This is a genomic window from Marinovum sedimenti (assembly GCF_054052205.1).
Window position 1 is genome coordinate 2,122,883 of record NZ_CM133223.1, and the last position, 21,808, is coordinate 2,144,690.

The window sequence follows — 21,808 nt, forward strand, 5'->3', positions numbered from 1 at the left end:
CCCGTTTTACCCGGTGCCTGATTAATTTTGAACCCAATGACCGCCCCGCGTGCCGGGGCGTGACATCCCCCAGAACGAGGACAAATCCATGTCTGCTCCCAAACCCGTAGTTCTATGTATTCTTGATGGTTGGGGGCTGTCGGAGCGAACCGAAGGCAACGCCGTCGCTCTTGCTGACACGCCGAACTTTGATCGACTGATGGCGGAGTGTCCGAATGCGACGCTGATGACCCATGGCAATGATGTGGGCCTGCCGACCGGGCAAATGGGCAACTCGGAAGTGGGTCACACCAATATCGGCGCGGGCCGGGTGGTGGCGATGGATCTGGGCCAGATTGATCTGGCCATCGAGGACAAATCGTTCTTTTCCAACGCGGCGATCCAGTCGTTCATCGACACCCTGCGCCAATCCGGTGGCACGGCGCATGTGATGGCGGTGATTTCCGATGGCGGCGTGCACGGCCATATCGAACATGCGCTGGCGGCTGTCGAGATGATTGCCAAGGCCGGGGTGCCGGTGGTCGTTCATGCCGTGACCGACGGGCGCGATGTGGCCCCGAAATCCGCCGACGGCTATCTTGAAACACTGGTGGCGCGACTGCCGGAGGGGGCCAGCGTTGGCACCGTGACCGGGCGCTATTTTGCGATGGACCGCGACAACCGCTGGGACCGGGTGGAAAAAGCCTATCGCGCGATGGTTTGCGGCACCGCCGAGCACACCGCGGCGACGGCTCTGGATGCGGTGAGTGCGGCTTACGGGCGCGAACAGACCGATGAATTTATTCCCGCCACGCTGATCGGAGATTACGCCGGGGCCAAGGACGGCGATGGCTTCTTTTGCCTGAACTTCCGCGCCGACCGGGCGCGTGAAATCCTGCTGCCGATTGGTGCTGCCGACTTTGACGGCTTTGCCGACCGCAACCGCCCCAACTGGGCCGCGCTGCTGGGCATGGTGGATTATTCCAAGGCGCATGACGACTTTATGACCGCCGCTTACCCCAAGAAGGTCGTGGTCAACACGCTGGGCGCATGGGTCGCCGCAAAGGGGCTGAAACAGTTCCGTTTGGCCGAGACCGAGAAATATCCGCATGTCACCTTCTTCCTCAACGGCGGCAAGGAAACGCCGGAAGTTGGCGAAGATCGTTACATGGCCCCCTCGCCCAAGGTGGCGACCTATGATTTGCAGCCCGAGATGAGCAGCGGCGAGGTCAGCGACCAGTTCGTCAAGGCAATTGAGGCGGGCTATGACCTGATCGTGGTGAACTATGCCAACCCCGATATGGTCGGTCACACCGGCGATCTTGAGGCGGCCAAGGCGGCCTGCCATTCGGTCGACACCGGGCTGGGGCGGGCTTTGGAAGCGCTGGAAAAGGCCGGCGGCGCGATGATTGTCACGGCGGACCACGGCAACTGCGAAATGATGACCGATCCCGAAACCGGCGGGCCGCATACCGCGCATACGCTCAATCCGGTGCCGGTGATCCTGGTCGGTGGCCCCGAAGGCGCGACCCTGCGCAGCGGCGGGCGGCTGGCCGATCTGGCCCCGACCTTGCTGGGGCTGATGGGCATTGACCTGCCCGAAGAGATGACCGGAGAGAGCCTTATCGCATGATCCTGCGCGCGGCGGTAATCCTGTGCCTGTGCGCAGGCACGGCATCGGCCCAGATGACCCCGGCAGAGGCCGCGCGCGATGCGCAGCGGATGTTGGCGGAAAGCGCCGAGGCCTTGAGCGAGGCCAAGGGCGGGCGCGAGCGCGTCAAGGCGCTGACCGAGATCGTCAAAGGCTATGAACAAGGGCTGGCGGCGCTGCGCGATGGAATGCGCAGTGCCTCGCTGCGGGAATCGCAGCTGGCCGAGGATTTGCAAGCGCGCGAGACCGAGATTTCGCAGCTTTTGGGCGTGTTGCAATCGATGTCGCGTGCGCCTGCGCCCGCCACTTTGCTGCACCCCTCCGGCCCGACGGGCACGGCACGCGCCGGGATGCTCTTGGCCGAGGTGACGCCGGGGCTGAAGGCCAAGGCCGATACCCTGCGTGCCGATCTTGAAGAGGTGCAGGCGCTGCGGCTGTTGCAAGAAGATGCGACGGTCAAGCTTCAGGACGGGTTGCAAGGCGCGCAAGAGGCCCGCACCGCGCTGTCAAAGGCTGTGGCCGACCGCACCGACCTGCCGCGCCGTTTTGTTGAAAACCCGGTGCAAACCGCCGTGCTGATTGCCGCCACCGAAACGCTTGATGCTTTTGCCGGCGGGCTTGGCACCATTGCCGAAAACGAAGCGCCCGGCAGCCTGCCGGACATCAGCCACCGCCGCGGCAACCTGCCGCTGCCGGTGCAGGGCCAGCTTTTGCGCCGCTCGAACGAGGCGGATGCGGCGGGCGTGCGCCGCCCCGGCATCCTGATTGCCACCGGACCGCAGGCGGTGGTGACCACGCCAACCGCCGCCACCATCCGCTATGCCGGGCCGCTGTTGAACTATGGCCTTGTTACCATCCTCGAACCGCAGGCCGATACGCTGTTCATCATTGCCGGGCTCGACGCCGTCTTTGGCCGCATCGGTCAGGTGCTTCCGGCGGGGGATCCTGTCGGGCTGATGGGCGGCACGTTGCAAACGGATGTGTCACTATCGGGTGAAGGGGCTGGAAACACCCGGCCGGAAACGCTCTATATAGAAGTCAGAGAGCTGAATCAGCCAGTGGACCCACAGGAATGGTTCCGAACCGACAAGGGATAAGACACCAATGAAGAAGTTCGTCATGGCCGCCGTCGGCGGAACACTGGCAGGTATTGTCGCAACCACCCAACTGGCCGCGCCGCTGCTGGCGCAGGAAGACGGCAAGCAGGTTAACGTTTATGAACAGCTCGACCTGTTCGGCGATATTTTCGAACGCATTCGTGCGCAATACGTCGAAGAAGTTGATGAAAGCGAGCTGATCGAAGCGGCAATCAACGGCATGCTGACCTCGCTTGACCCGCATTCGAGCTATCTTTCGCCCGATGACGCCCGTGATATGCGGGTGCAGACGCGGGGCGAATTTGGCGGTCTCGGGATCGAGGTCACGCAGGAAGAGGGCTTTGTAAAAGTCGTCTCGCCGATTGATGGCACCCCGGCGGATGCCGCTGGTGTCGAAGCTGGCGATTTCATCACCCATGTCGATGGCGAGTCTGTGCTGGGTCTGACCCTGAATGACGCGGTCGAGCTGATGCGCGGGCCGGTCGGCTCGGAAATCATCATCACGCTGGTGCGCGAAGGCGAGCCGGAGCCCTTTGACGTCTCGATCATCCGCGACACCATCAAGCTGACGGCCGTGCGCTCGCGCACCGAGGGCGAGACTGTGGTTCTGCGGATCACCACGTTTAACGATCAGACGACGCCCAACCTCGAAGAGGGGCTGGCCGAGCAGATCGAAGCGGCGGGTGGCATGGACAATGTGAACGGCATCGTTCTGGATCTGCGCAACAACCCCGGCGGGCTGCTGACCCAGGCGATCCGGGTGTCGGATGCCTTCCTCGAGAAGGGTGAGATCGTGTCCACCCGTGGGCGCAAGGCCGAAGACGGCGAACGCTATAATGCGACGTCGGGCGATCTGGCGATGGGCAAACCGCTGGTGGTGCTGATCAACGGTGGCTCTGCTTCGGCCTCCGAGATTGTGGCAGGCGCGCTGCAAGATCACCGCCGCGCGATTGTTGTGGGCACCAAGAGCTTTGGCAAAGGCTCGGTCCAGACTGTGATGCCATTGCGTGGCGATGGCGCGATGCGCCTGACCACGGCGCGGTATTACACGCCGTCGGGTCGGTCGATCCAGGCGCTGGGCGTTTCGCCGGACATCATGGTGGAACAGCCGCGCCGCAAACCCGCGAGCGAGGAAGAGGACGAGACGTCGACGCCCAATTCGCGCTCCGAGGCTGATCTGCGCGGCTCGCTCGACAATGACAGCCTGAGCGAAGACGAGATCAAGCAGATCGAGGATGACCGGGCCAAGGCCGAAGCGGCCGCCAAGCTGCGGGAAGATGATTACCAACTGGCGTATGCGATCGACATTCTCAAGGGTCTGTCGGCGCTGGGCAGCAAGCCCGAGTAACTCAAATCGCCCCCGGCACTGACATCTGTGTCCGGGGGCGACCCCGATTTGTCGACAAATCGGTGAAAATCCATTGATGGATTTTCCGCCGGATCAAGAGGCCAGGATGACGCCAGAAGAGATTGCCCGCCTGCCGTATCGCCGCAATGTCGGTGTGATGCTTGTCAATGCCGAGGGGCACGCTTTTGTCGGCCAACGGATCGACAGCGAGACCGCCGCCTGGCAGATGCCTCAAGGCGGGATTGATGACGGGGAAGACGCCCGCGCCGCTGCACTGCGCGAGCTTGAGGAAGAGACCGGCGTGCTGCCGGAGCTTGTCACGATCGAGGCCGAGACCACGGGCTGGATTCCCTACGATCTGCCGCATGACATCGTGGCGAAGCTGTGGAAGGGCCGGTATCGCGGGCAGGAACAAAAGTGGTTCCTCATGCGGTTTCACGGCACCGACGATCAAGTGCGCATCGATGCTGACGCGCATCAGGAATTCTCGGAATGGCGCTGGCTTCCGTATCAGGATCTGGTGGCCAATATCGTTCCGTTCAAACGCGCGGTCTATGCCCGCGTCGTTGAGGACTTTCGCCCGTATTTGGAGGACTAACCCGGTGTTCCGCAAACCTGTGTTCCGCCTATGTGTCGCCGTGCCATGTCTGCTCTGGGCCGCCAGCGCGCAGGCCCTGAGCTGTCTTCCCCACGACGTTGCCGCGATCTTCCAAGAGGCGCAGGCCAGCGAGGATCGGTTCATGGCCATCATCGGCGAGCTGACCTTTGACGAAACGCGCCTGCCCAAGGCCGACATGGACAGCCAGCAGGACACGCCGCCCGATACACTGATCCCGGCCCGGCTCAGCGGGCGCTCCCTAAGCCGCGCGGGGTTCACCGGCGACTACAGCGCTGACATCATGCTCAACGCGCAGTGTTACGGTCCGTGGTGTGCCGGGGCGCAAAGCGGCATGGCCTATCTCGCTTTCGTCAATCTGGACCGAGACGTGCCCGAGGTGACGATCAACCCCTGTGGCGGTTTCGGGTTTCCCCAGCCGACAAAGGAGATGGAGCAGCAGGTTGTGAGCTGCTTACAGGGTGGCACCTGCACCCCGCGCCTGCACCGTTAGTCCCGCACCGGCGCGCCGCGAATTGTCAACAATTCGCCTCCGATCCGTCGACGGATCGGGGGGCTAGGCGATAACCAACCGGGTTCCTGGAACGGCCAGCCGCACGATCTGATCAAAGTGATCTGGCCGAAAGGCAACGCAGCCCTCAGTCGGGTATCCGGGACGCCGCCAACGGTGAAGAAAGATCGCCGAGCCCCGCCCCGGCACAGCGTCAGGCCAGTTCCAATTGGTCAGCAACACCAGATCATAAAGCGGGTCGGCGCGGCGCAACCGCTCGTGCGATCCGGCATAAGGCGCACGCACCAACTGGTTGTAATCCATCAATCCGGCATCGTCAGACCACAGATCACCGGGGCGGATCGCCTCGGCCCAAGGCGTGGGTTTGACCATCCGGTCCGGGCGATAAAGCAGCCCGGTGATCTGATGCGTGCCGCGCGGCGTGGCCCCGTCGCCTTCGCGCTTGTCTGACGTGAGGCCACCGCGGCCAATCGTACAGGGCCAATACCGCCCGGCAAAGCGCACACCGCGCGGCGTCACCACCATGTTCACAGCAAATGCCCCGACTTTTCCGCCTTGGTGGCGAGGTAGGCGGCGTTCTGATCAGTCAGCCCGACCTTGAGCGGCACCCGTTCCGCCACCGCCACCCCAGTTTTCTCCATCATCGCAATCTTGCGCGGATTGTTGGTGAGCAAACGCACCGCGCCAAACCCCATCCTTTTGAGAATATCCGCGCCGATCCGGAAATCGCGTTCGTCATCCTCAAATCCCAGCCGGTGATTGGCCTCGACCGTATCGAATCCCTGATCCTGAAGGCTGTAGGCCCGCATCTTGTTGGCCAAGCCAATCCCGCGCCCCTCTTGGTTGAGGTACAGCAGAACGCCGGCGCCCTCCTCGCCCATCTGGGTGATGGCGGCGTGCAGTTGCGGGCCGCAATCGCATTTCAGCGACCCGAGCACATCGCCGGTGAAACAGGCCGAATGCAGCCGCGCCAAAACTGGTTGAGAGCGATCCGGGCTGCCGATCTCAAAGCCGTAGTGCTCGACCCCGCCGTCATCGGGGCGAAAGATGTGCAGCCGCCCACCATTGGCAAACCGGCTGGGCAAGCGGGCGGCCACCACCGGATGCGGATGGCTGGCGCGCAACAACAGCGGGCCTGCGGTCTCGGCGTCAAGTCGGGTGAGCAGCGCGGCATCGGGCAGCGCAGCCGCATCACACTCGAGAACCAAGGCGGCGGGCAGAAGCTGTGCGCTTTTCACCAGTGAAACGGCCAACCGGTGCAGCGCAGCATCGCCGTCGCGCCGGGCAAACAGCGGGCCTTTCATTGGCATCCGCAGATCATCCGCCGGATCGGCAATCGCCCGAATCCAGGCACAATCCGCATCCTCCGGCAGAGGCAAACGTGCCACATCGCCGTCATACGCCCGCGCCTTTAGCGTTTCGGCCCGACGTCCGGTGATCGCCAGAACCGGCTTGCCGCCAAGAGCGCGCAGCGCCTTGAGCCGCGCCGGCCCCATGGTCTCTGCAGCGAGCACCAGCGCAGAGGCACCCTGACCGCACAGCACAACCGGCACCCCCATCCGAAGATCGGCGCGCGCGCGGTTGATCAACTCCGCCGTGTCAGGTGCAAACAGTCCAGTCATCAGGTCTGTGATGTAGCCGGTAATCTTTGGAAATTGAAACATTTCCTCGCCAGAGCGACGTTATTCACACGACCGCGTGAACGGATTGCAGCAAATCTTGTGCGTCCGGCCAATCACCCCAATCTCACACTCAAGAGATTTGGAGGTCCTTCATGGCACAACTCAAAAACTTGCTTCTCGTCGATGACGACGATGACCTGCGCGAAGCGCTGGCGGAACAGCTGATCATCACCGAAGATTTCGAAGTCTTCGAAGCTGGCAACGGTGCGGACGCGATGGAAAAGGTCAAGGCGTCGCACTTCGACCTGATCATCCTCGATGTTGGCCTGCCCGACACAGACGGCCGCGAATTGTGCCGTTTGATGCGCAAACAGGGCGTGAAAGCGCCGGTTCTGATGCTGACAGGCCACGACACCGATTCCGACACCATCCTTGGCCTTGATGCCGGGGCCAATGACTATGTGACCAAACCGTTCAAGTTCCCGGTGCTTTTGGCGCGCATCCGTGCCCAGTTGCGCCAGCATGAACAGAGCGAAGATGCGGTTTTTGCGCTGGGTCCGTATACCTTCAAACCCGCGATGAAAACGCTGGTGACGGAAGATGAACGCAAGATTCGCCTGACCGAGAAAGAGACCAATATCCTCAAGTACCTCTATCGTGCGCCCGATGGCGTGGTGCCGCGGGATGTGCTGCTGCATGAGGTTTGGGGCTATAACGCCGGCGTCACGACGCACACTTTGGAGACGCACATTTATCGTTTGCGCCAAAAAATTGAGCCCGAGCCGTCAAACGCGCGGCTTCTTGTCACCGAATCGGGCGGTTATCGTCTGAATGCCTGAAAGGTCGCATAGATCGGTACTGTTTTTCGTGCTAATCTATAACTCGCCTTTAAGGTGAAAGAGTTCCCGTTGCATGTGCGGGTTATCGCATGCTCCTCCCTGTTGGACTGACCCGGGCTTCGGCTCGGGTCTTTTTTTTGCTGTGCGGGGGAGGTGGCCGAGGTCTGCAAATTGCATCTTCTGTCAGATCTTGGCGCAGAGCCTGATCCATCGATGGATCAGTTCCGATCCGTTGACGGATCGGCGGCCGCGCGCATGATGTTGATGATGCGAATTGGGGCCCGGAGTGCGCGCTGCGCCGTCTTTGAATGAGGGTGGCCGAGGGCAGCAAGATGCACCCCCGGCCTGCATTTCATCGCGGAACCTGATCCATCAATGGATCAGGACCGATCCGTCGACGGATCGGCCCCCGCGCATAAAGTCAGCTACGGACCAGTTTTTCGTACGCCGCCGACATGTCGCGGGTGATGTCGCCCACTTCAAAGGTGTACTCGCCGATCTGGCTCACCGGGGTCACTTCGGCCGCCGTGCCGGTCAGCCAGCATTGCTCAAACCCTTCCATCTCTTCGGGCATGATGTGACGCTCATGCACCTTGATGTTGCGATCCTTGAGCATCTTGATCACGGTCTGACGGGTGATGCCGTTGAGGATGCAATCGGGGTCAGGCGTGTGCACTTCGCCGTCCTTGACGAAAAAGATGTTGGCCCCCGTCGCCTCGGCCACGTAGCCGCGGAAATCCATAAACAGCGCGTCGGAACAGCCTTTGGCCTCGGCCGCGTGTTTGGACATGGTGCAGATCATGTACAGACCGGCGGCCTTGGCCGAGGTCGGGATGGTTTCCGGGCTGGGGCGTTTCCACTTCGAGATGTCGAGCTTGGCGCCCTTCATCTTGGCATCCCCGTAATAGGCACCCCATTCCCAGACCGCCACTGCCACGCGCACCGGGTTTTTCGCCGATGCGACACCCATGTCTTCGCCCGAACCGCGCCATGCCACCACACGCACATAGGCATCCGACAGGCCGTTGGCTTTCAGCGTTTCGTATTTCGCTGCTTCGAGTTCTTCGACGGTGTAAGGGATCGGCATGTCGAGCAAATTGCCCGAGTTGAGCAGCCGCTCAGAGTGACGCACGCTTTCGAAGATCGTGCCATTGTAGGCGCGTTCGCCCTCAAACACCGAGCTTGCGTAATGCAAGCCGTGGGTCAGAATATGCACATTGGCATCGCGCCAATCGACAAGTGTGCCATCCAACCAGATCTTGCCGTCACGATCATCATATGAGCCAGCCATGTTGCTCCTCCACGCCCTTTGTTTTCAAATGTTGCGCAATTTTGATCCGATGCGGACATAATATTGCGCAAAAACTGCCCGTCGCTACCAGTTCACTCTTGGAATGTCAACAAGGCTGACGTAATGTGGCTCAAAAGAAGTGATGTGTAAGGGAGCGGTATGGCGGAGCCGAGCGGAGAGCAGCTGCTTTATCTGACGGATGAACAGCTTCGACAGGGGATCGAGGCGATGTTCTTTGCCTATCGTGGCTTTACCGCCGATCCTGACCGAATCCTTGAGGGCCAATCGTATGGCCGTGCCCACCACCGGGCGGTGCATTTCATTCACTGCGCGCCGGGCACGACGGTCAACAACCTGCTGAATATTCTCGGGGTCACGAAACAGTCGCTTAACCGTGTGTTGCGTACATTGATTGCGGACGGTCTTGTGGAAAGCAGGGTTGGGCGGTTGGACAAACGCGAGCGCCATCTGCACCTGACCGAAGACGGAAAAGCACTGGAGGCGCAATTGTCGGATGCCCAACGCGCGCGGATGCGTGCCGCCTATCGCAAGGCCGGACCGCAGGCTGTGGCCGGGTTTCGCCAAGTGCTTGAGGCGATGATGGACCCTGAAATGCGCCGCTATTATCAAGCGTTGCGGGAGCCTCGGACATGAGCCTGCCTGACGTGCATCTGCTCATTGTCGACGACGATGAGCGCATTCGCCTGCTGCTGCAGAAATTCTTGATTCGCAACGGTTTTCTTGTCAGCGCCGCGCGCGATGCCGGCCATGCCCGGCGCATTCTGTCGGGTTTGGATTTCGATCTGATCGTGCTTGATGTGATGATGCCGGGCGAAGACGGCATCAGCCTGACCCGCAATCTGCGCCAGACCTCTAAAACCCCGATCCTGCTGCTGACCGCCAAGGGCGAGACCGAGGACCGGATTGCCGGGCTTGAGGCCGGGGCGGACGACTACCTTGTCAAACCGTTCGAACCCAAGGAACTTTTGCTGCGGATCAACGCCATTCTGCGGCGGATGCCCGAGGCGCCTGAAACCAGCAACATGCCCAAGGTGATCTCGCTCGGGCCGCTGCGCTATGACATTGAGCGCGGCGAACTGTGGCAGGGCGAAGAGCCGGTGCGGCTGACAGCGACCGAAAGCCAGCTGATGCGGATTTTTGCCGCCAAGCCGGGCGAAGCGGTGAGCCGGGGCCAACTGGTTGAGGATCTGGGCCGCGACAAGGGCCAGAGCCAAGAGCGGGCGGTGGACGTGCAAATCACCCGCTTGCGGCGCAAGCTCGAGGCCGATCCGAAACAGCCGCGTTACCTTCAAACCGTGCGCGGCGCGGGGTATATGCTGGCCCCGGATTGAGGCGTGGTGGGTTGAAAACCCACCCTACCAGCGGGCGTGACATAGAAAAGGACAGGGGCCAAATGGCGACATTGGTGCTGACACATGAGGCCGGGCTGGGGCATGTGACGCCCGAAGGCCACCCCGAACAGGTGGCGCGGCTGGAGCATATCCTGCATGCGCTGCGGGCGGCGGATATCACGGTGAACACCGCGCCCAAGGGCACCCGCGAGGATGTGCTGCTGTGCCATCCCGCGGCGTATTTCGACCGGATCGAAGCCGAATCCCCCAGCACCGCGGCCAAACAGCTCGACGCCGATACATGGATGTCGCCGGGAAGCCTAAGCGCCGCCTTGCATGGCGTCGGCGCGGTGCGCGAAGCCGTCGACCGGGTGTTGGCAGGCGATGCGGGCAATGCGTTTTGCGCCATGCGGCCGCCGGGACACCACGCCGAACAGGAAACGCCGATGGGCTTTTGCCTGTTCGGCACCGCCGCCATCGGCGCGAAACACGCGCTTGAGCGGCACGGGTTGGCCCGCGTCGCGGTGGTGGATTTCGATGTGCATCACGGCAACGGCGCGCAGGCCCTGCTTTGGGACGAGCCGCGCGCGTTTCTGGCCACCAGCCAGCAAATGCCGCTGTGGCCCGGCAGTGGCGACCCTTCGGAACGCGGCGCGCATGACAATATCCTGAACGTGCCGCTGGCTCCGAACACCGATGGCTATGAAATGCGCGACGCTTATACCCACACCATCCTGCCCCGCTTGCGCGATTTTGCGCCCGAGTTGATCGTGATTTCCGCCGGATTTGACGCACACAAAGACGACCCTTTGGCCAATCTCAACTGGAGCACCGAAGATTTCGTCTGGCTCACCCAAGAGATTTGCAAAGTCGCGGCAGAGACCTGTCAGGGCCGGGTGGTCTCGGTGCTGGAAGGCGGTTATGATCTGGCCGCATTGGCGGAGGCAGTCACCGCCCATGTGAAAACGCTTCAGGAGGCAGCAGCGTGAGCGACAAACCAGTCGAGAAACTGACATTCGAAGAGGCGATGGCCGAGCTGGAACAGGTGGTCGGCAAGCTAGAGCGCGGCGACGTGGCCCTGGACGATTCGATCAAACTTTACGAACGCGGCGCGGCCTTGAAAAAGCGCTGTGAGAAAAAGCTTAAGGAAGCCGAGGAAAAGGTGCACGCGATCACCACCGATGGCGCGGGCAATCCCACCGGAACGACGCCCGTCGAAGGGCTGTAAGTGTTTCCAGACATTCTGAAATCAGACGCGGCGCGGGTTGCGGCCCATCTTGATGCGGTGATCGCGGGGATGGACGATTTGCCCGTGAGCCGCGCCATGCGCTACGGCGTCGCGGGCGGCAAAGGGTTGCGCGGCTTTCTGGTGATGGAAAGCGCGCGCTTGCATGGCATCGGCGCACAGGCGCTTTGGCCTGCGGGGGCGATCGAGGCGGTGCATGGCTACAGCCTTGTGCATGACGATTTGCCCTGTATGGACGACGACGATCTGCGCCGGGGCCAGCCGACGGTGCACATCAAATGGGATCAGGCGACGGCGGTTCTGGCGGGTGATGCGCTTTTGACGCTGGGGTTTGAGATGGTCGCAGATCCGCGCTGTCATGACCGCGCCGAGGTGCGCGCCGATCTGACGCTGTCCTTGGCCAAAGCCGCAGGCGCGCGGGGCATGGTTCTGGGTCAGGCGCTTGATATTGCGGCGGAAAGCACATCGACTCCGCTGACGCTGGACGAAATCACCCGGCTTCAGGCGGGCAAGACCGGCGCGCTGATTGGCTGGTCCGCCGAGGCCGGCGCGCGGCTGGCCGGGGCGGATATTGCGCCGATGCGGCACTATGCCGAGGCGCTGGGCCTTGCCTTTCAGATTGCTGACGACATCTTGGATGTGGAAGGTGATGCGCAAAAAGCCGGCAAGCGGCTGCAAAAGGACGAAGCGGCGGGCAAGGCAACCTTTGTGTCGCTGCTGGGGTTGGAGGCGGCCAAGGCGCGGGCCAAGGCGCTTGTCACCCAAGCCTGCGATGCGCTTTCGCCGTTTGGCGCAGACGCCGAAACCTTGCGGGACGCGGCCCGGTTCGTTATCTCGCGCGACAGCTAAAGGCCGAGGAGCCCCAGATGCCAGACCGTCCCGAAACGCCGCTCTTGGACAAAGTGCACGGCCCTGCCGATCTGAAACAGTTTTCCGACGGTGAATTGGTGCAGTTGGCGCATGAGCTGCGCGAAGAGACGATCAGCGCCGTCAGCGAAACCGGTGGCCATCTGGGCGCCGGGCTGGGCGTGGTCGAATTGACGGTGGCGCTGCATGCGGTGTTTGATGCGCCGCGCGACAAGATCATCTGGGACGTGTCGCACCAGTGTTATCCGCATAAAATCCTGACCGGGCGGCGTGACCGTATCCGAACCCTGCGGCAAAAGGACGGGCTGTCGGGTTTTACCAAACGCAGCGAAAGCCCGTTTGATCCGTTTGGCGCCGCGCATAGCTCCACCTCGATTTCCGCCGCTTTGGGCTTTGCCGTCGCGCGCGATCTTGGAGGGGCTTGTGACACCGGGCATGGCGATGCGATTGCGGTGATCGGCGACGGCGCGATGAGCGCGGGGATGGCGTTTGAGGCGCTGAACAACGCGGGCCACTTGAAAAAGCGGATGATTGTCATCCTGAACGACAATGAGATGTCGATTGCGCCGCCGGTGGGCGCGATGTCGTCTTACCTGTCGCGGCTTTACGCCGAGGCGCCGTTTCAGGATCTGAAAGCCGCCGCCAAAGGTGCGGTGTCGCTTCTCCCTGAGCCGTTCCGCGAAGGGGCCAAGCGCGCCAAGGATATACTCAAGGGCATGGCCGTTGGCGGCACCTTGTTCGAAGAGCTCGGCTTTTCCTATCTCGGGCCGATTGATGGCCACGACCTGAGCCAATTGCTCCCGGTTTTGCGCACGGTGCAGGCGCGCGCCACCGGGCCGATCCTGATCCATGTGCTGACGAAAAAGGGCAAAGGCTATCACCCGGCTGAGACAGCCAGCGACAAGGGCCATGCCACCGCGAAATTTGACGTGGTGACTGGCAAGCAAAAGAAAGCGCCGTCGAACGCGCCGAGCTATACCAAGGTGTTTGGCCAAGAGCTGATCAAGGCGGCGGAGGTCGACAACCGGATTTGTGCAGTGACGGCGGCGATGCCGGATGGCACCGGGCTTGACCTGTTCAATGCGCGCTATCCCAGCCGCTGTTTCGACGTGGGTATTGCCGAACAGCATGGCGTGACCTTTGCCGCCGGGCTGGCGGCGGGTGGGATGCGGCCGTTCTGCGCGATCTACTCGACCTTCCTGCAACGCGGATACGATCAGGTGGTGCATGACGTTGCGATCCAACGCTTGCCGGTGCGTTTCGCGATTGACCGGGCGGGCCTTGTGGGCGCGGACGGCGCGACCCATGCAGGCGCATTTGACATCGCCTTTATGGCCAACCTGCCGGGCATGGTGGTGATGGCGGCGGCGGATGAGGCCGAATTGGTGCATATGGTCGCCACCGCTGCGGCGCATGATGCTGGGCCGATTGCCTTCCGTTATCCGCGCGGCGAAGGCGTGGGCGTCGATATGCCCGAAAAGGGCGTGCCGTTGGAAATCGGCAAGGGCCGGATGGTGCGGGCCGGCAAAGGCGTGGCGATCCTGTCGTTTGGCGCGCGGTTGAAGGAAGTGCTGGACGCCTGCGATTCACTGGCGGCCAAGGGCATCACCCCAACGGTGGCTGACGCACGGTTTGCCAAACCGCTCGACCGCGAGATGATCTTGAAACTGGCGGCCGAGCATGAGGCGCTGATCTGTGTCGAAGAGGGCGCAGTGGGCGGCTTTGGCAGCCATGTGGCGCAGTTGTTGGCCGAAGAAGGCGTGTTTGACAGCGGGCTGAAATACCGCTCGATGGTGCTGCCTGATATCTTTATCGACCAGTCCAGCCCGCGTGACATGTATGCCGTGGCCGGGCTGAATTCTGAGGATATCGAGGCCAAGGTGCTGGATGTGCTTGGCGTCGCGGAGATCAAAAGCACCCGCGCCTAACGGTGCCGCATGTGCCAAGCCTGCCACGCATGGCCCGGCAGGATCGCGGCGCATTGGGCATAGCGCCCCACCATGCGCCGCGGATTGCCCATCATCCGCCAGACCCACTCTAGCGCCAGCTTGCGAAAGATCGCGGGCGCGCGGGTCTGCTCTCCGGCAAGGAAATCAAGCCCGGCGCCGATGGAGGCAAAGCCAACCGCAGGCGCGATCTTGCGCCCCCGCGCGGCCAGAACCTCTTGCTTGGGCGCACCAAGCGCCAGAAACGCCAGCCCCGCCCCGGATGTTTTGATCTGTTCGAGCAGCGCGGCACCCCCCTCCCCTTCGGGATCAAACCCCATCGGCGGCGCGAGGCAGGCGGCGATGCTCAGCCCCGGCACCCGGCGTTGCAAATCCGCCGAAGCCGCCGCCAAGGCCGCCTCGGTGCTGCCCACCAGAGCCACCGACACGCCGTTTTGCGCCGCCAGTTCGGCCAAGGGCACCACCATATCCGCGCCGGGCACCAGTTCGACCGGACGCGCCGCCAGACGCGACAGCCAGACCACCGGATTGCCATCCGCCACCACCAGATCCTGCGCGCCATAGGCCGCGCGGAACGCCCGCGATGTGCGCAGTTTCACCAGATGATCAAGGTTGAGCGTGGCCAGCGCAAACCCCTCGCCCCGCGCAAAAGCGCCGGCAATCGCCGCCTTCAGGTCGGCGCGCGTTGGCACGTTGATCGTCACCCGGTCTTCACCCACGTCAAAATACACAGCACCCTCCGTCTTCTCGCCCGCATAATCCGCAGCCAACCGGGCAAAGGTAAGGCCAAATCTTCACAACCGCGTGCATCGATGGGTTTTATTGCCTGCAACCGGCGCAAGTTATGGAACTTTCCCGTGAAAGGGCCGAAAAGTTGCCATGATGTGATGGTTTAAAGCGGCAAGACCAACAATGCGGACACATGGATCCATGCCCCAGTCACGACCCGGCCCAGATGCGCGGCCCGGCCTCTTTTCAGGGGGTCGGTGATGCGGGCTGTGGGCATAATCGGCTGTGGCTTTGTCGCCGATCTCTATATGCGCTCGCTGGCGCTGTATCCCGATATCACCGTCGCCGCCGCCTATGATTGCGACGGCGCGCGGCTTGCCGCCTTTGCCGCCCATTGGTCCGTTCCCACCGCGCCCGACCTTGCCGGGTTTCTGGCCGCATTGCCCGAGGGGGCCATCGTCCTCAACCTGACCAATCCCGGCGCGCACTACGCCCTCAACCTCGCCTGTCTTGAGGCCGGGCGGCATGTGTGGTGCGAAAAGCCGCTGGCTCTGACGTTGGAGGACGCCGCGCATCTGACCGCGCTGGCCGATGCGCGCGGGCTGATGTTGGCCTCTGCGCCCTGCAGCATGCTGGGCGAAACAGCGCAGATTCTGCTGCGCGAGGTGCGCAATGACACGGCGGGCAAGGTGCGGCTGGTCTATGCCGAGCTTGACGACGGGTTCATCCCGCAGGCGCGCTATGGCAACTGGATCAGCGAAAGTGGTGCCCCCTGGCCCGCCGAGGATGAATTTCGCGTTGGCTGCACGCTTGAACACGCCGGGTATTACCTGTCGTGGCTGATTGCCGCCTTTGGTCCGGTGCGGCGGGTGGTTGCCGCCTCGGCCGAGACCATCCCCGACAAGCCCGGCGGCGGCGATACGCCTGATTTCTCGGTCGCCACGCTGTTTTTCCACACGGGCGTGGTGGCGCGGCTGACCTGCTCGATCACCGCGCCGCATGATCACCGCATCCGCGTGATCGGTGACACAGGCGTGCTTGAGGTGCGCGAGGCCTGGAACAACGCCGCCCCGGTGCGGTTTCGCAAGCGGGTCAATCTGCGGCGCAGGCTTCTTGAGCTGCCGTTCGGGCGACGGTGCCGCGCCGGTGGGCCGACCCATGCGAAAGTTTCGCGCAAAGGCGCAGCGGCGATGAACTTTGCCCTTGGTCCGGTCGAGATGCTCGACGCGCTGCGTGACACCCGCCCCAGCCGCGTGGCCAACGATTTCGCGCTGCACCTGACCGAAGTGACGCTGGCGATTCAGAACGCGGGCGACAGCACCGGCCCGCAGGACATGACCACCCGTTGCGACAGACCGGAGCCAATGCCATGGGCGCGTTAACCCTGCTGATCACCGGCGCCGCCGGCTATGTTGGTCGCGGTGCGGTTGCGAGGGCGCGCGCGCAGGGCCATGACGTGATCGCCGTTGTTCGCGCTGCCGGAACGGTGCCTGAAAGCTGGACGGATGATCCGGCGATCACCGTTTTGGAATGTGATCTGACCGAGGGCACCGGGCTGGCCGAGGCCTGCGCCAAGGCCGACGTGGTGCTGCACCTCGCGGCGTCGATGTCGGGCGACCCCGACAGGCAGGCCCGCGATACCTTGCAGGCCACCGAAACGCTTCTGCGCGCTCTGCCGCGCGGGGCCAAAGTGGTTCATCTCAGTTCGATCGCGGTCTATGATATGCAACAGGTCACTGCGGGGGACATGATCACCGAAAAGGCCGAGGTCTTGACAGAAACCTCCTGCGCCGATGCCTATGCGCTGGCCAAAGCCGCGCAGGAACGGTTGTTGCTGGAGGTATCTGAGTTAAAGCTCACAATCCTGCGCGCCGGGGCGGTTTTTGGGCCGGGGCGGCTGTGGAATGCCCATCTGGGAGTTGCGCCGGGGCCGATCCTGTTCCGTCTGGCGACACGCGGTCAGATCCCGCTTTGCCATATCTCTACGTGTTCCGACGCGCTGATTGCCGCCGCTGAGCGCCGCGCAACCGGGCCGATCAATGTGCTCGACGAAGACCTGCCAGACCGCAAGCGCTACTTGAATTGCCTGAAACGAAAGCCGCCCCTCACGATGCCGCTGTCATGGCGCGGGCTGATGCCCTTGGCGTGGCTGGCCACCCGGATTGCCCCCCGTGACAGGCTGCCAGGCCTGTTGCGACCCGAGGTTCTGCGTGCGCGATTCCTTGCCCTGGGCTATGACAACAGCCGGATGCGAGAAGTGCTTGGCTTGCGGCAAGCGCAGAATTTTGAGGCCCTGATGCACGAGGCGCAAACATGAGCGGCCCCGGCCCCATCCTCTATCTGACCGGGGAATATCCCCGCGCCACCGACACGTTTATCCAGCGTGAAGTGGCGGCATTGCGGGCGCAGGGCCTGACCGTCCTCACCTCGTCGATCCGCCGAACCGGGCCCGAGCATCTGGTCGGCGAAGAGCAGCGCAGTGAGGCGGCGCAAACGTTTCACATTCTCGAAGCCGCGCGCAATCCGCTGCGTTTGGCGGCCGCGAAACTGCGGCTGTTGCGCCATCCCGCGCGCTTTTTCCGCGCCTTTGCGCTGGCCTGGCGCACCGCGCCGGGCGGGCTGCGCGGCTGGCTTTGGCAGATGTTCTATTTCGCCGAGGCGATCCTGTTGGCCGATCACATGCAGCGCAACGGCATCCGCCACTTGCACAATCACATCGCCAAAGCGAGCTGTACGGTGGCGATGCTGGCCTCGGAATTGTCGGGCATTCCTTACAGTTTCACGCTGCACGGCCCCGACATCTTTTTTGCGCCCGAGCATTGGCGGCTGGATGAAAAGATCGCGCGGGCGCGGTTTGTCGCCTGCATTTCCGAGTTTTGCCGGGCGCAGGCGATGATGTTTTCCGATCCGGCGCAGTGGGGCAAGCTGCACATTGTGCACTGTGGCATCGATCCCGCACGGTATGATCCCACCCCCCGCACCGGCGCGCCACATCTGCTGTTTGTCGGGCGGCTGGCCGCGGTCAAAGGCGTGCCGGTGTTGTTCGACGCGCTGGCGCAAGTGCGGGATGCCCTGCCCGACCTGCGAGTCACGCTGATTGGCGACGGGCCGGAACGCGGTGAGCTTGAACAGGCGGCGGCGGGTCTTGGGCTGGGCGATATGGTCGCGTTTGCGGGCTATCGCAACCAGACCGAGGTGGCGCAGGCATTGCGTGACACGGATGCGCTGGTGCTGCCGAGCTTTGCCGAAGGCGTGCCGGTGGTGTTGATGGAGGCGATGGCGGCAGGGCGGCCCGTGATCGCCACCCAAGTCGGCGGCGTGCCCGAACTGGTGGAACATGGCGTTAGCGGCTGTTTGGTCCCACCGGGGGACGGTGATGCCTTGGCCAAGGCCATCATGGCGGTCATGGCCGACCCGGACACACGCGCCGCGATGGGGCGGGCGGGGCGCGAGAAGGTTGTCGACGGCTTTGACATCGCCAAGGAAGCGGCTTGGCTGGCGCGCCTTTTTGGCGCTTACGCGAGCAATCACTCTGATTTGGGCAAGCGGCCATGAGCGGCGTTGACCTTATCCTGATCGGACGCAATGAGGGCGACCGATTGCGCCGCTGTCTGGCCTCGGCTCAGGGGCAGGCGCGTCGGATTGTCTATGTCGACAGTGGCTCAACCGATGACAGCATGGCCGTTGCAGCGGCTGCCGGGGCCGAGACTGTGGCGCTCGACCCCGCCCGGCCCTTCACGGCTGCGCGTGCGCGCGATGCGGGGTTCCGCCACCTGCAAGCGCAGGGTGGCGCGGCGGCGTTTGTTCAGTTCATCGATGGCGATTGCGCCATTGCGCCGGGCTGGATCGCGGCCGCGCAACAGGCGCTTTTGGCTGATCCCAAACGCGGGCTTGTGACCGGCTGGCGGCGCGAAGTTGCGCCCGAGGCCTCGATCTACAACGCCTTGGCGGATGTCGAATGGCACCGCCCCGCAGGCGATATCGCGGCCTGCGGCGGGGACATGATGGTGCGGCATGACGCCTATGAGCAGGCCGGCGGCTTTGACAGCACAGTGATTGCCGCCGAGGACGATGAATTTTGTTGCCGGTTGCGCAAATCGGGCTGGGTGCTGACCCGCATTCCGACCGAAATGACCCTGCATGACGCCGCCATGACGCGGTTTTCGCAGTGGTGGCAACGGGCGGTGCGCACCGGGCATGGCTTTGCGCAGGTCGGCCATCTGCACCCCGAGTATTTCCGCCGCGAACGCGCGCGCGTTTGGGTCTGGGGCCTCATCGCGCCCGTACTGGCGCTTGTCGGTTTGTGGCTGGCCCCTTGGCTGGCGCTGATCGTTGTGCTGGCCTACGGGCTGTCTTGGCTGCGCACCGCGCGCGGCCTGATGCAGCACGAAGATCTGCCCACCCGTAAAGCGCTGCATCATGCGGTGTTTCTAACGATTTCCAAATTTCCCAACCTGATCGGCATGGTCCGGTTTCATCTGCGGCGGCGGATGGGGCGCGACATGCGGATCATTGAATATAAGTGAGTGACATGGTTTTGAGAACTGGCATCATCGGCGCGGGGTATATCGCGGATTGGCACGCAGACGCGGTGCGCGCGACCGGAGCGGCCAAAGTGGCGGCGGTTTGCGATCTTTCTGCCGATGCGGCGCGAGCCTTGGCGGGGGCGCATGGGGCGCAGGTGTTCACCTCGGTCGACGACATGATCGCGGCGGGCGCGGTGGACGCGGTGCACATCTGCACCCCGCCACAGCTTCACCATCCGCTTGCGCTGAAGTGTCTGGACGCCGGGCTGCATTGCCTCGTGGAAAAGCCTGTTGCGCTTGATCTGTCCGAGATGGAGGACATGGCTGAATGCGCCTTATCGTCGGGTAAAGTTCTGGCATCCGGGCATAATTTCCTCGGCATACCGGGGTATGAGCGGCTGAGATCGATGATTGCGATGGGCACTCTGGGCCGCGTTGCACAGGCCGAAATCAACTGGCATTTCCCGCTGCCGCCGCTGCGCTCGGGGCCTTATGGACTTTGGCTGCTGCGCGAACCCGGAAACCTGCTCAAGGAGTTGGGGCCGCATCTTTACGCCTTTGCGGTCGACCTGTTCGGCCCGTTGGAGGTGCTACATCTTGAGGTTGGCAAGCCGGTTGATCTGCCCGGAATGGGCACGCGGCCCCAGGTCTGGCGGGTGCTGGCGCGGGCTGGGCATGTGGACATCGCGTTCAACATCTCGCTGGTCGAAATCATGGACGACCGGTCGGTCACGGTGCGCGGATCATCGGCGATGGCGCGACTGGATTACGCCAATGACACGCTTTCGGTCAGCCGCGAAAACACCGCGGATATCGTCGCAAACCCCTTCCTGCGCGAGATGCAGATGGCCGGGCAACACCTGCGCGAAGGCTTTGTGAATGGCGCGCGCCACCTTACCTCTCTGAATCGAAAATCGCCTTATGCGCTGTCGTTTCAGGGCGTGATCCGCGCGTTTTACGCCGCCGCCGAGAGTGGCAAACCGATTGATCCGCGCTTTGGCTCTGAGGCGGCGCTTAACGTCACGCGCGCGCTAGAGGCCACGCTGGCCAAGCTTCCTGCCCAGACCGCTGCGCCGCTTCCTGCCAAGACACAGGACCCCAAGCCAACCGCGCTTGTGATCGGCGGCACCGGCTTTATCGGCCGGCATCTGACGCGGGCGCTGGTGGCACGGGGCACCGATGTGCGCGTGCTGTCGCGCGGGCGCACCGGGCCGTTTGACGACCTGCCTGACCGGGTGGAAACCGTCGCAGTGTCGCTGAAAGACGCCGAGGGGCTGCGCGCGGCGATGGAGGGGATCGACACGGTTTACAACCTCGCCCGGTCGCTGGAATCCACCTGGGACGGCGCTCTGGAAAACGATGTTGGCGTGGCCGTCCGGGTGGGCGAAGCGGCGCTGGCGGCGGGGGTGCGGCGGCTGGTTTATACCGGCACCATCGCATCATATGACATGTCCGATCCGACCCAAACGATCACCGAAGCCACCGGATTTGCCGAGGATATGGCCGACCGCAATATGTACGCGCGCTCCAAGGCGGAATGCGAGCGGCGGCTGTTGGCGATGCACGCCGAACGCGGCTTGCCGGTTACGATTGCCCGGCCCGGCATCGTGGTTGGCCCCGGCGGTCCGCTACAGCATTGGGGCATCGGGCGCTGGCATGGCGCGGGTGCGGTGCGGATTTGGGGCAAGGGGCGCAATCTGTTGCCTTTTGTGCTGATCGACGATTGCTGTGACGGGCTGATTGCGATGGCCGAACATCCGGATGCGCCGGGCGAAAGCTTTAATCTGGTGGGGCCGATGATGATGACCGCCTGCGATTATTTCGACGCGATTCACACCGCCAGTGGCGCGCGGATTGCGGTGAATCCGGGCAATCTGCACCTGTTCTGGGCGGCGGATGCGGTCAAATACCGGCTAAAACGCCACGTTCTTGGGCGAAAATCGGCCCTGCGCGCCTCGCTTTGCGATTGGAAAAGTCGCGCGCACCTCTCGCCGTTCGACAATGCCAAACCACGGGAAATGTTGGGCTGGACCCCGGAAACCGACCGCGCGACCTTTATCGACAAGGCAATCACCAAGGCGAATCTTTTCGGTTTCTGACATGCTTCAAGGATTAGGCTTAATTCTGCCCGATTTTTCGTGTCCTTTGGCATCGAAGAGGCACGCGAACAGGACCGGGTTAAACCGGC

General features: G+C 63.0%; 21 protein-coding genes. 17 read left to right on the top strand and 4 right to left on the bottom strand.

Features of this window, described 5'->3' with window-relative positions; all coding sequences use genetic code 11:
- Positions 1–88 precede the first annotated feature (88 nt).
- The 5 genes from gpmI to ACW9UO_RS10305 all read left to right on the top strand — a co-directional run bounded on the left by gpmI (position 89) and on the right by ACW9UO_RS10305 (position 5,184).
- A complete protein-coding gene (gene gpmI / locus ACW9UO_RS10285) occupies positions 89–1,612 on the top strand; it encodes a 2,3-bisphosphoglycerate-independent phosphoglycerate mutase (protein ID WP_457085724.1) in 1,524 nt (507 codons plus the stop codon).
- The gene (locus ACW9UO_RS10290; protein WP_457085725.1) at positions 1,609–2,727 is read left to right on the top strand and encodes a murein hydrolase activator EnvC family protein; all 1,119 of its coding nucleotides are present in this window, start codon (positions 1,609–1,611) and stop codon (positions 2,725–2,727) included. The genes gpmI and ACW9UO_RS10290 overlap by 4 nt, the downstream gene beginning before the upstream one ends.
- A 7-nt stretch (positions 2,728–2,734) precedes the next feature.
- The gene (locus ACW9UO_RS10295) at positions 2,735–4,075 is read left to right on the top strand and encodes a S41 family peptidase (RefSeq protein WP_457085726.1); all 1,341 of its coding nucleotides are present in this window, start codon (positions 2,735–2,737) and stop codon (positions 4,073–4,075) included.
- Positions 4,076–4,181: 106 nt separating this feature from the next.
- Positions 4,182–4,673, top strand: a complete 492-nt coding sequence (locus tag ACW9UO_RS10300; RefSeq protein WP_457088636.1) for an RNA pyrophosphohydrolase — start codon at positions 4,182–4,184, stop codon at positions 4,671–4,673.
- 4 nt (positions 4,674–4,677) lie between these two features.
- On the top strand, positions 4,678–5,184 hold the full coding sequence (locus ACW9UO_RS10305; protein ID WP_457085727.1) for a hypothetical protein: 507 nt from the start codon (positions 4,678–4,680) through the stop codon (positions 5,182–5,184).
- Positions 5,185–5,247: 63 nt separating this feature from the next.
- On the opposite strand, the gene ACW9UO_RS10310 is transcribed toward ACW9UO_RS10305, so the two are convergent.
- Positions 5,248–5,727 (bottom strand): L,D-transpeptidase family protein, encoded by a 480-nt coding sequence (locus tag ACW9UO_RS10310; protein WP_457088637.1) that lies wholly within the window; start codon positions 5,725–5,727, stop codon positions 5,248–5,250.
- Positions 5,728–5,729: 2 nt separating this feature from the next.
- The gene (gene ribA / locus ACW9UO_RS10315) at positions 5,730–6,824 is read right to left on the bottom strand and encodes a GTP cyclohydrolase II (RefSeq protein ID WP_457085728.1); all 1,095 of its coding nucleotides are present in this window, start codon (positions 6,822–6,824) and stop codon (positions 5,730–5,732) included.
- Positions 6,825–6,976: 152 nt separating this feature from the next.
- Here ribA and ACW9UO_RS10320 point away from each other — a divergent pair, with 152 nt between their 5' ends.
- Positions 6,977–7,663: a response regulator transcription factor gene (locus ACW9UO_RS10320; protein ID WP_457085729.1), complete on the top strand. Its 687-nt coding sequence runs from the start codon at positions 6,977–6,979 to the stop codon at positions 7,661–7,663.
- A 421-nt stretch (positions 7,664–8,084) separates the two neighbouring features.
- On the opposite strand, the gene ACW9UO_RS10325 is transcribed toward ACW9UO_RS10320, so the two are convergent.
- Entirely contained in the window at positions 8,085–8,954 is an 870-nt protein-coding gene (locus ACW9UO_RS10325) for a branched-chain amino acid aminotransferase (protein WP_457085730.1), read from the bottom strand.
- A 159-nt stretch (positions 8,955–9,113) separates the two neighbouring features.
- Between ACW9UO_RS10325 and ACW9UO_RS10330 the strand changes: the two genes are divergently transcribed.
- From ACW9UO_RS10330 to dxs, 6 genes are all read left to right on the top strand, one after another.
- A complete protein-coding gene (locus tag ACW9UO_RS10330; RefSeq protein ID WP_457085731.1) occupies positions 9,114–9,608 on the top strand; it encodes a MarR family winged helix-turn-helix transcriptional regulator in 495 nt (164 codons plus the stop codon).
- Entirely contained in the window at positions 9,605–10,306 is a 702-nt protein-coding gene (locus ACW9UO_RS10335) for a response regulator (protein ID WP_457085732.1), read from the top strand. Before ACW9UO_RS10330 ends, ACW9UO_RS10335 begins: the two co-directional genes overlap by 4 nt.
- A 62-nt stretch (positions 10,307–10,368) precedes the next feature.
- Positions 10,369–11,295, top strand: a complete 927-nt coding sequence (locus ACW9UO_RS10340; protein ID WP_457085733.1) for a histone deacetylase family protein — start codon at positions 10,369–10,371, stop codon at positions 11,293–11,295.
- Entirely contained in the window at positions 11,292–11,534 is a 243-nt protein-coding gene (locus ACW9UO_RS10345) for an exodeoxyribonuclease VII small subunit (RefSeq protein WP_457085734.1), read from the top strand. The genes ACW9UO_RS10340 and ACW9UO_RS10345 overlap by 4 nt, the downstream gene beginning before the upstream one ends.
- Positions 11,535–12,401: a polyprenyl synthetase family protein gene (locus ACW9UO_RS10350; protein ID WP_457085735.1), complete on the top strand. Its 867-nt coding sequence runs from the start codon at positions 11,535–11,537 to the stop codon at positions 12,399–12,401. It abuts the gene before it with no gap.
- 17 nt (positions 12,402–12,418) lie between these two features.
- On the top strand, positions 12,419–14,347 hold the full coding sequence (gene dxs / locus ACW9UO_RS10355; protein WP_457085736.1) for a 1-deoxy-D-xylulose-5-phosphate synthase: 1,929 nt from the start codon (positions 12,419–12,421) through the stop codon (positions 14,345–14,347).
- On the opposite strand, the gene ACW9UO_RS10360 is transcribed toward dxs, so the two are convergent.
- The gene (locus tag ACW9UO_RS10360; protein ID WP_457085737.1) at positions 14,344–15,096 is read right to left on the bottom strand and encodes a WecB/TagA/CpsF family glycosyltransferase; all 753 of its coding nucleotides are present in this window, start codon (positions 15,094–15,096) and stop codon (positions 14,344–14,346) included. The two genes, dxs and ACW9UO_RS10360, sit on opposite strands and share 4 nt — an antisense overlap.
- A 258-nt stretch (positions 15,097–15,354) precedes the next feature.
- On the opposite strand from ACW9UO_RS10360, the gene ACW9UO_RS10365 reads away from it, so the two are divergent.
- The 5 genes from ACW9UO_RS10365 to ACW9UO_RS10385 are packed head-to-tail and all read left to right on the top strand — an operon-like array spanning position 15,355 to position 21,719.
- Positions 15,355–16,476 (top strand): Gfo/Idh/MocA family protein, encoded by a 1,122-nt coding sequence (locus ACW9UO_RS10365; RefSeq protein ID WP_457085738.1) that lies wholly within the window; start codon positions 15,355–15,357, stop codon positions 16,474–16,476.
- A complete protein-coding gene (locus ACW9UO_RS10370) occupies positions 16,464–17,411 on the top strand; it encodes an NAD-dependent epimerase/dehydratase family protein (protein ID WP_457085739.1) in 948 nt (315 codons plus the stop codon). The genes ACW9UO_RS10365 and ACW9UO_RS10370 overlap by 13 nt, the downstream gene beginning before the upstream one ends.
- Complete coding sequence (locus ACW9UO_RS10375; protein ID WP_457085740.1) at positions 17,408–18,649, top strand: glycosyltransferase family 4 protein; 1,242 nt, start codon at positions 17,408–17,410, stop codon at positions 18,647–18,649. The genes ACW9UO_RS10370 and ACW9UO_RS10375 overlap by 4 nt, the downstream gene beginning before the upstream one ends.
- Complete coding sequence (locus tag ACW9UO_RS10380) at positions 18,646–19,620, top strand: glycosyltransferase family 2 protein (RefSeq protein ID WP_457085741.1); 975 nt, start codon at positions 18,646–18,648, stop codon at positions 19,618–19,620. Before ACW9UO_RS10375 ends, ACW9UO_RS10380 begins: the two co-directional genes overlap by 4 nt.
- Positions 19,621–19,625: 5 nt before the next feature.
- Positions 19,626–21,719, top strand: a complete 2,094-nt coding sequence (locus ACW9UO_RS10385) for an NAD-dependent epimerase/dehydratase family protein (protein WP_457085742.1) — start codon at positions 19,626–19,628, stop codon at positions 21,717–21,719.
- Positions 21,720–21,808: the final 89 nt, after the last annotated feature.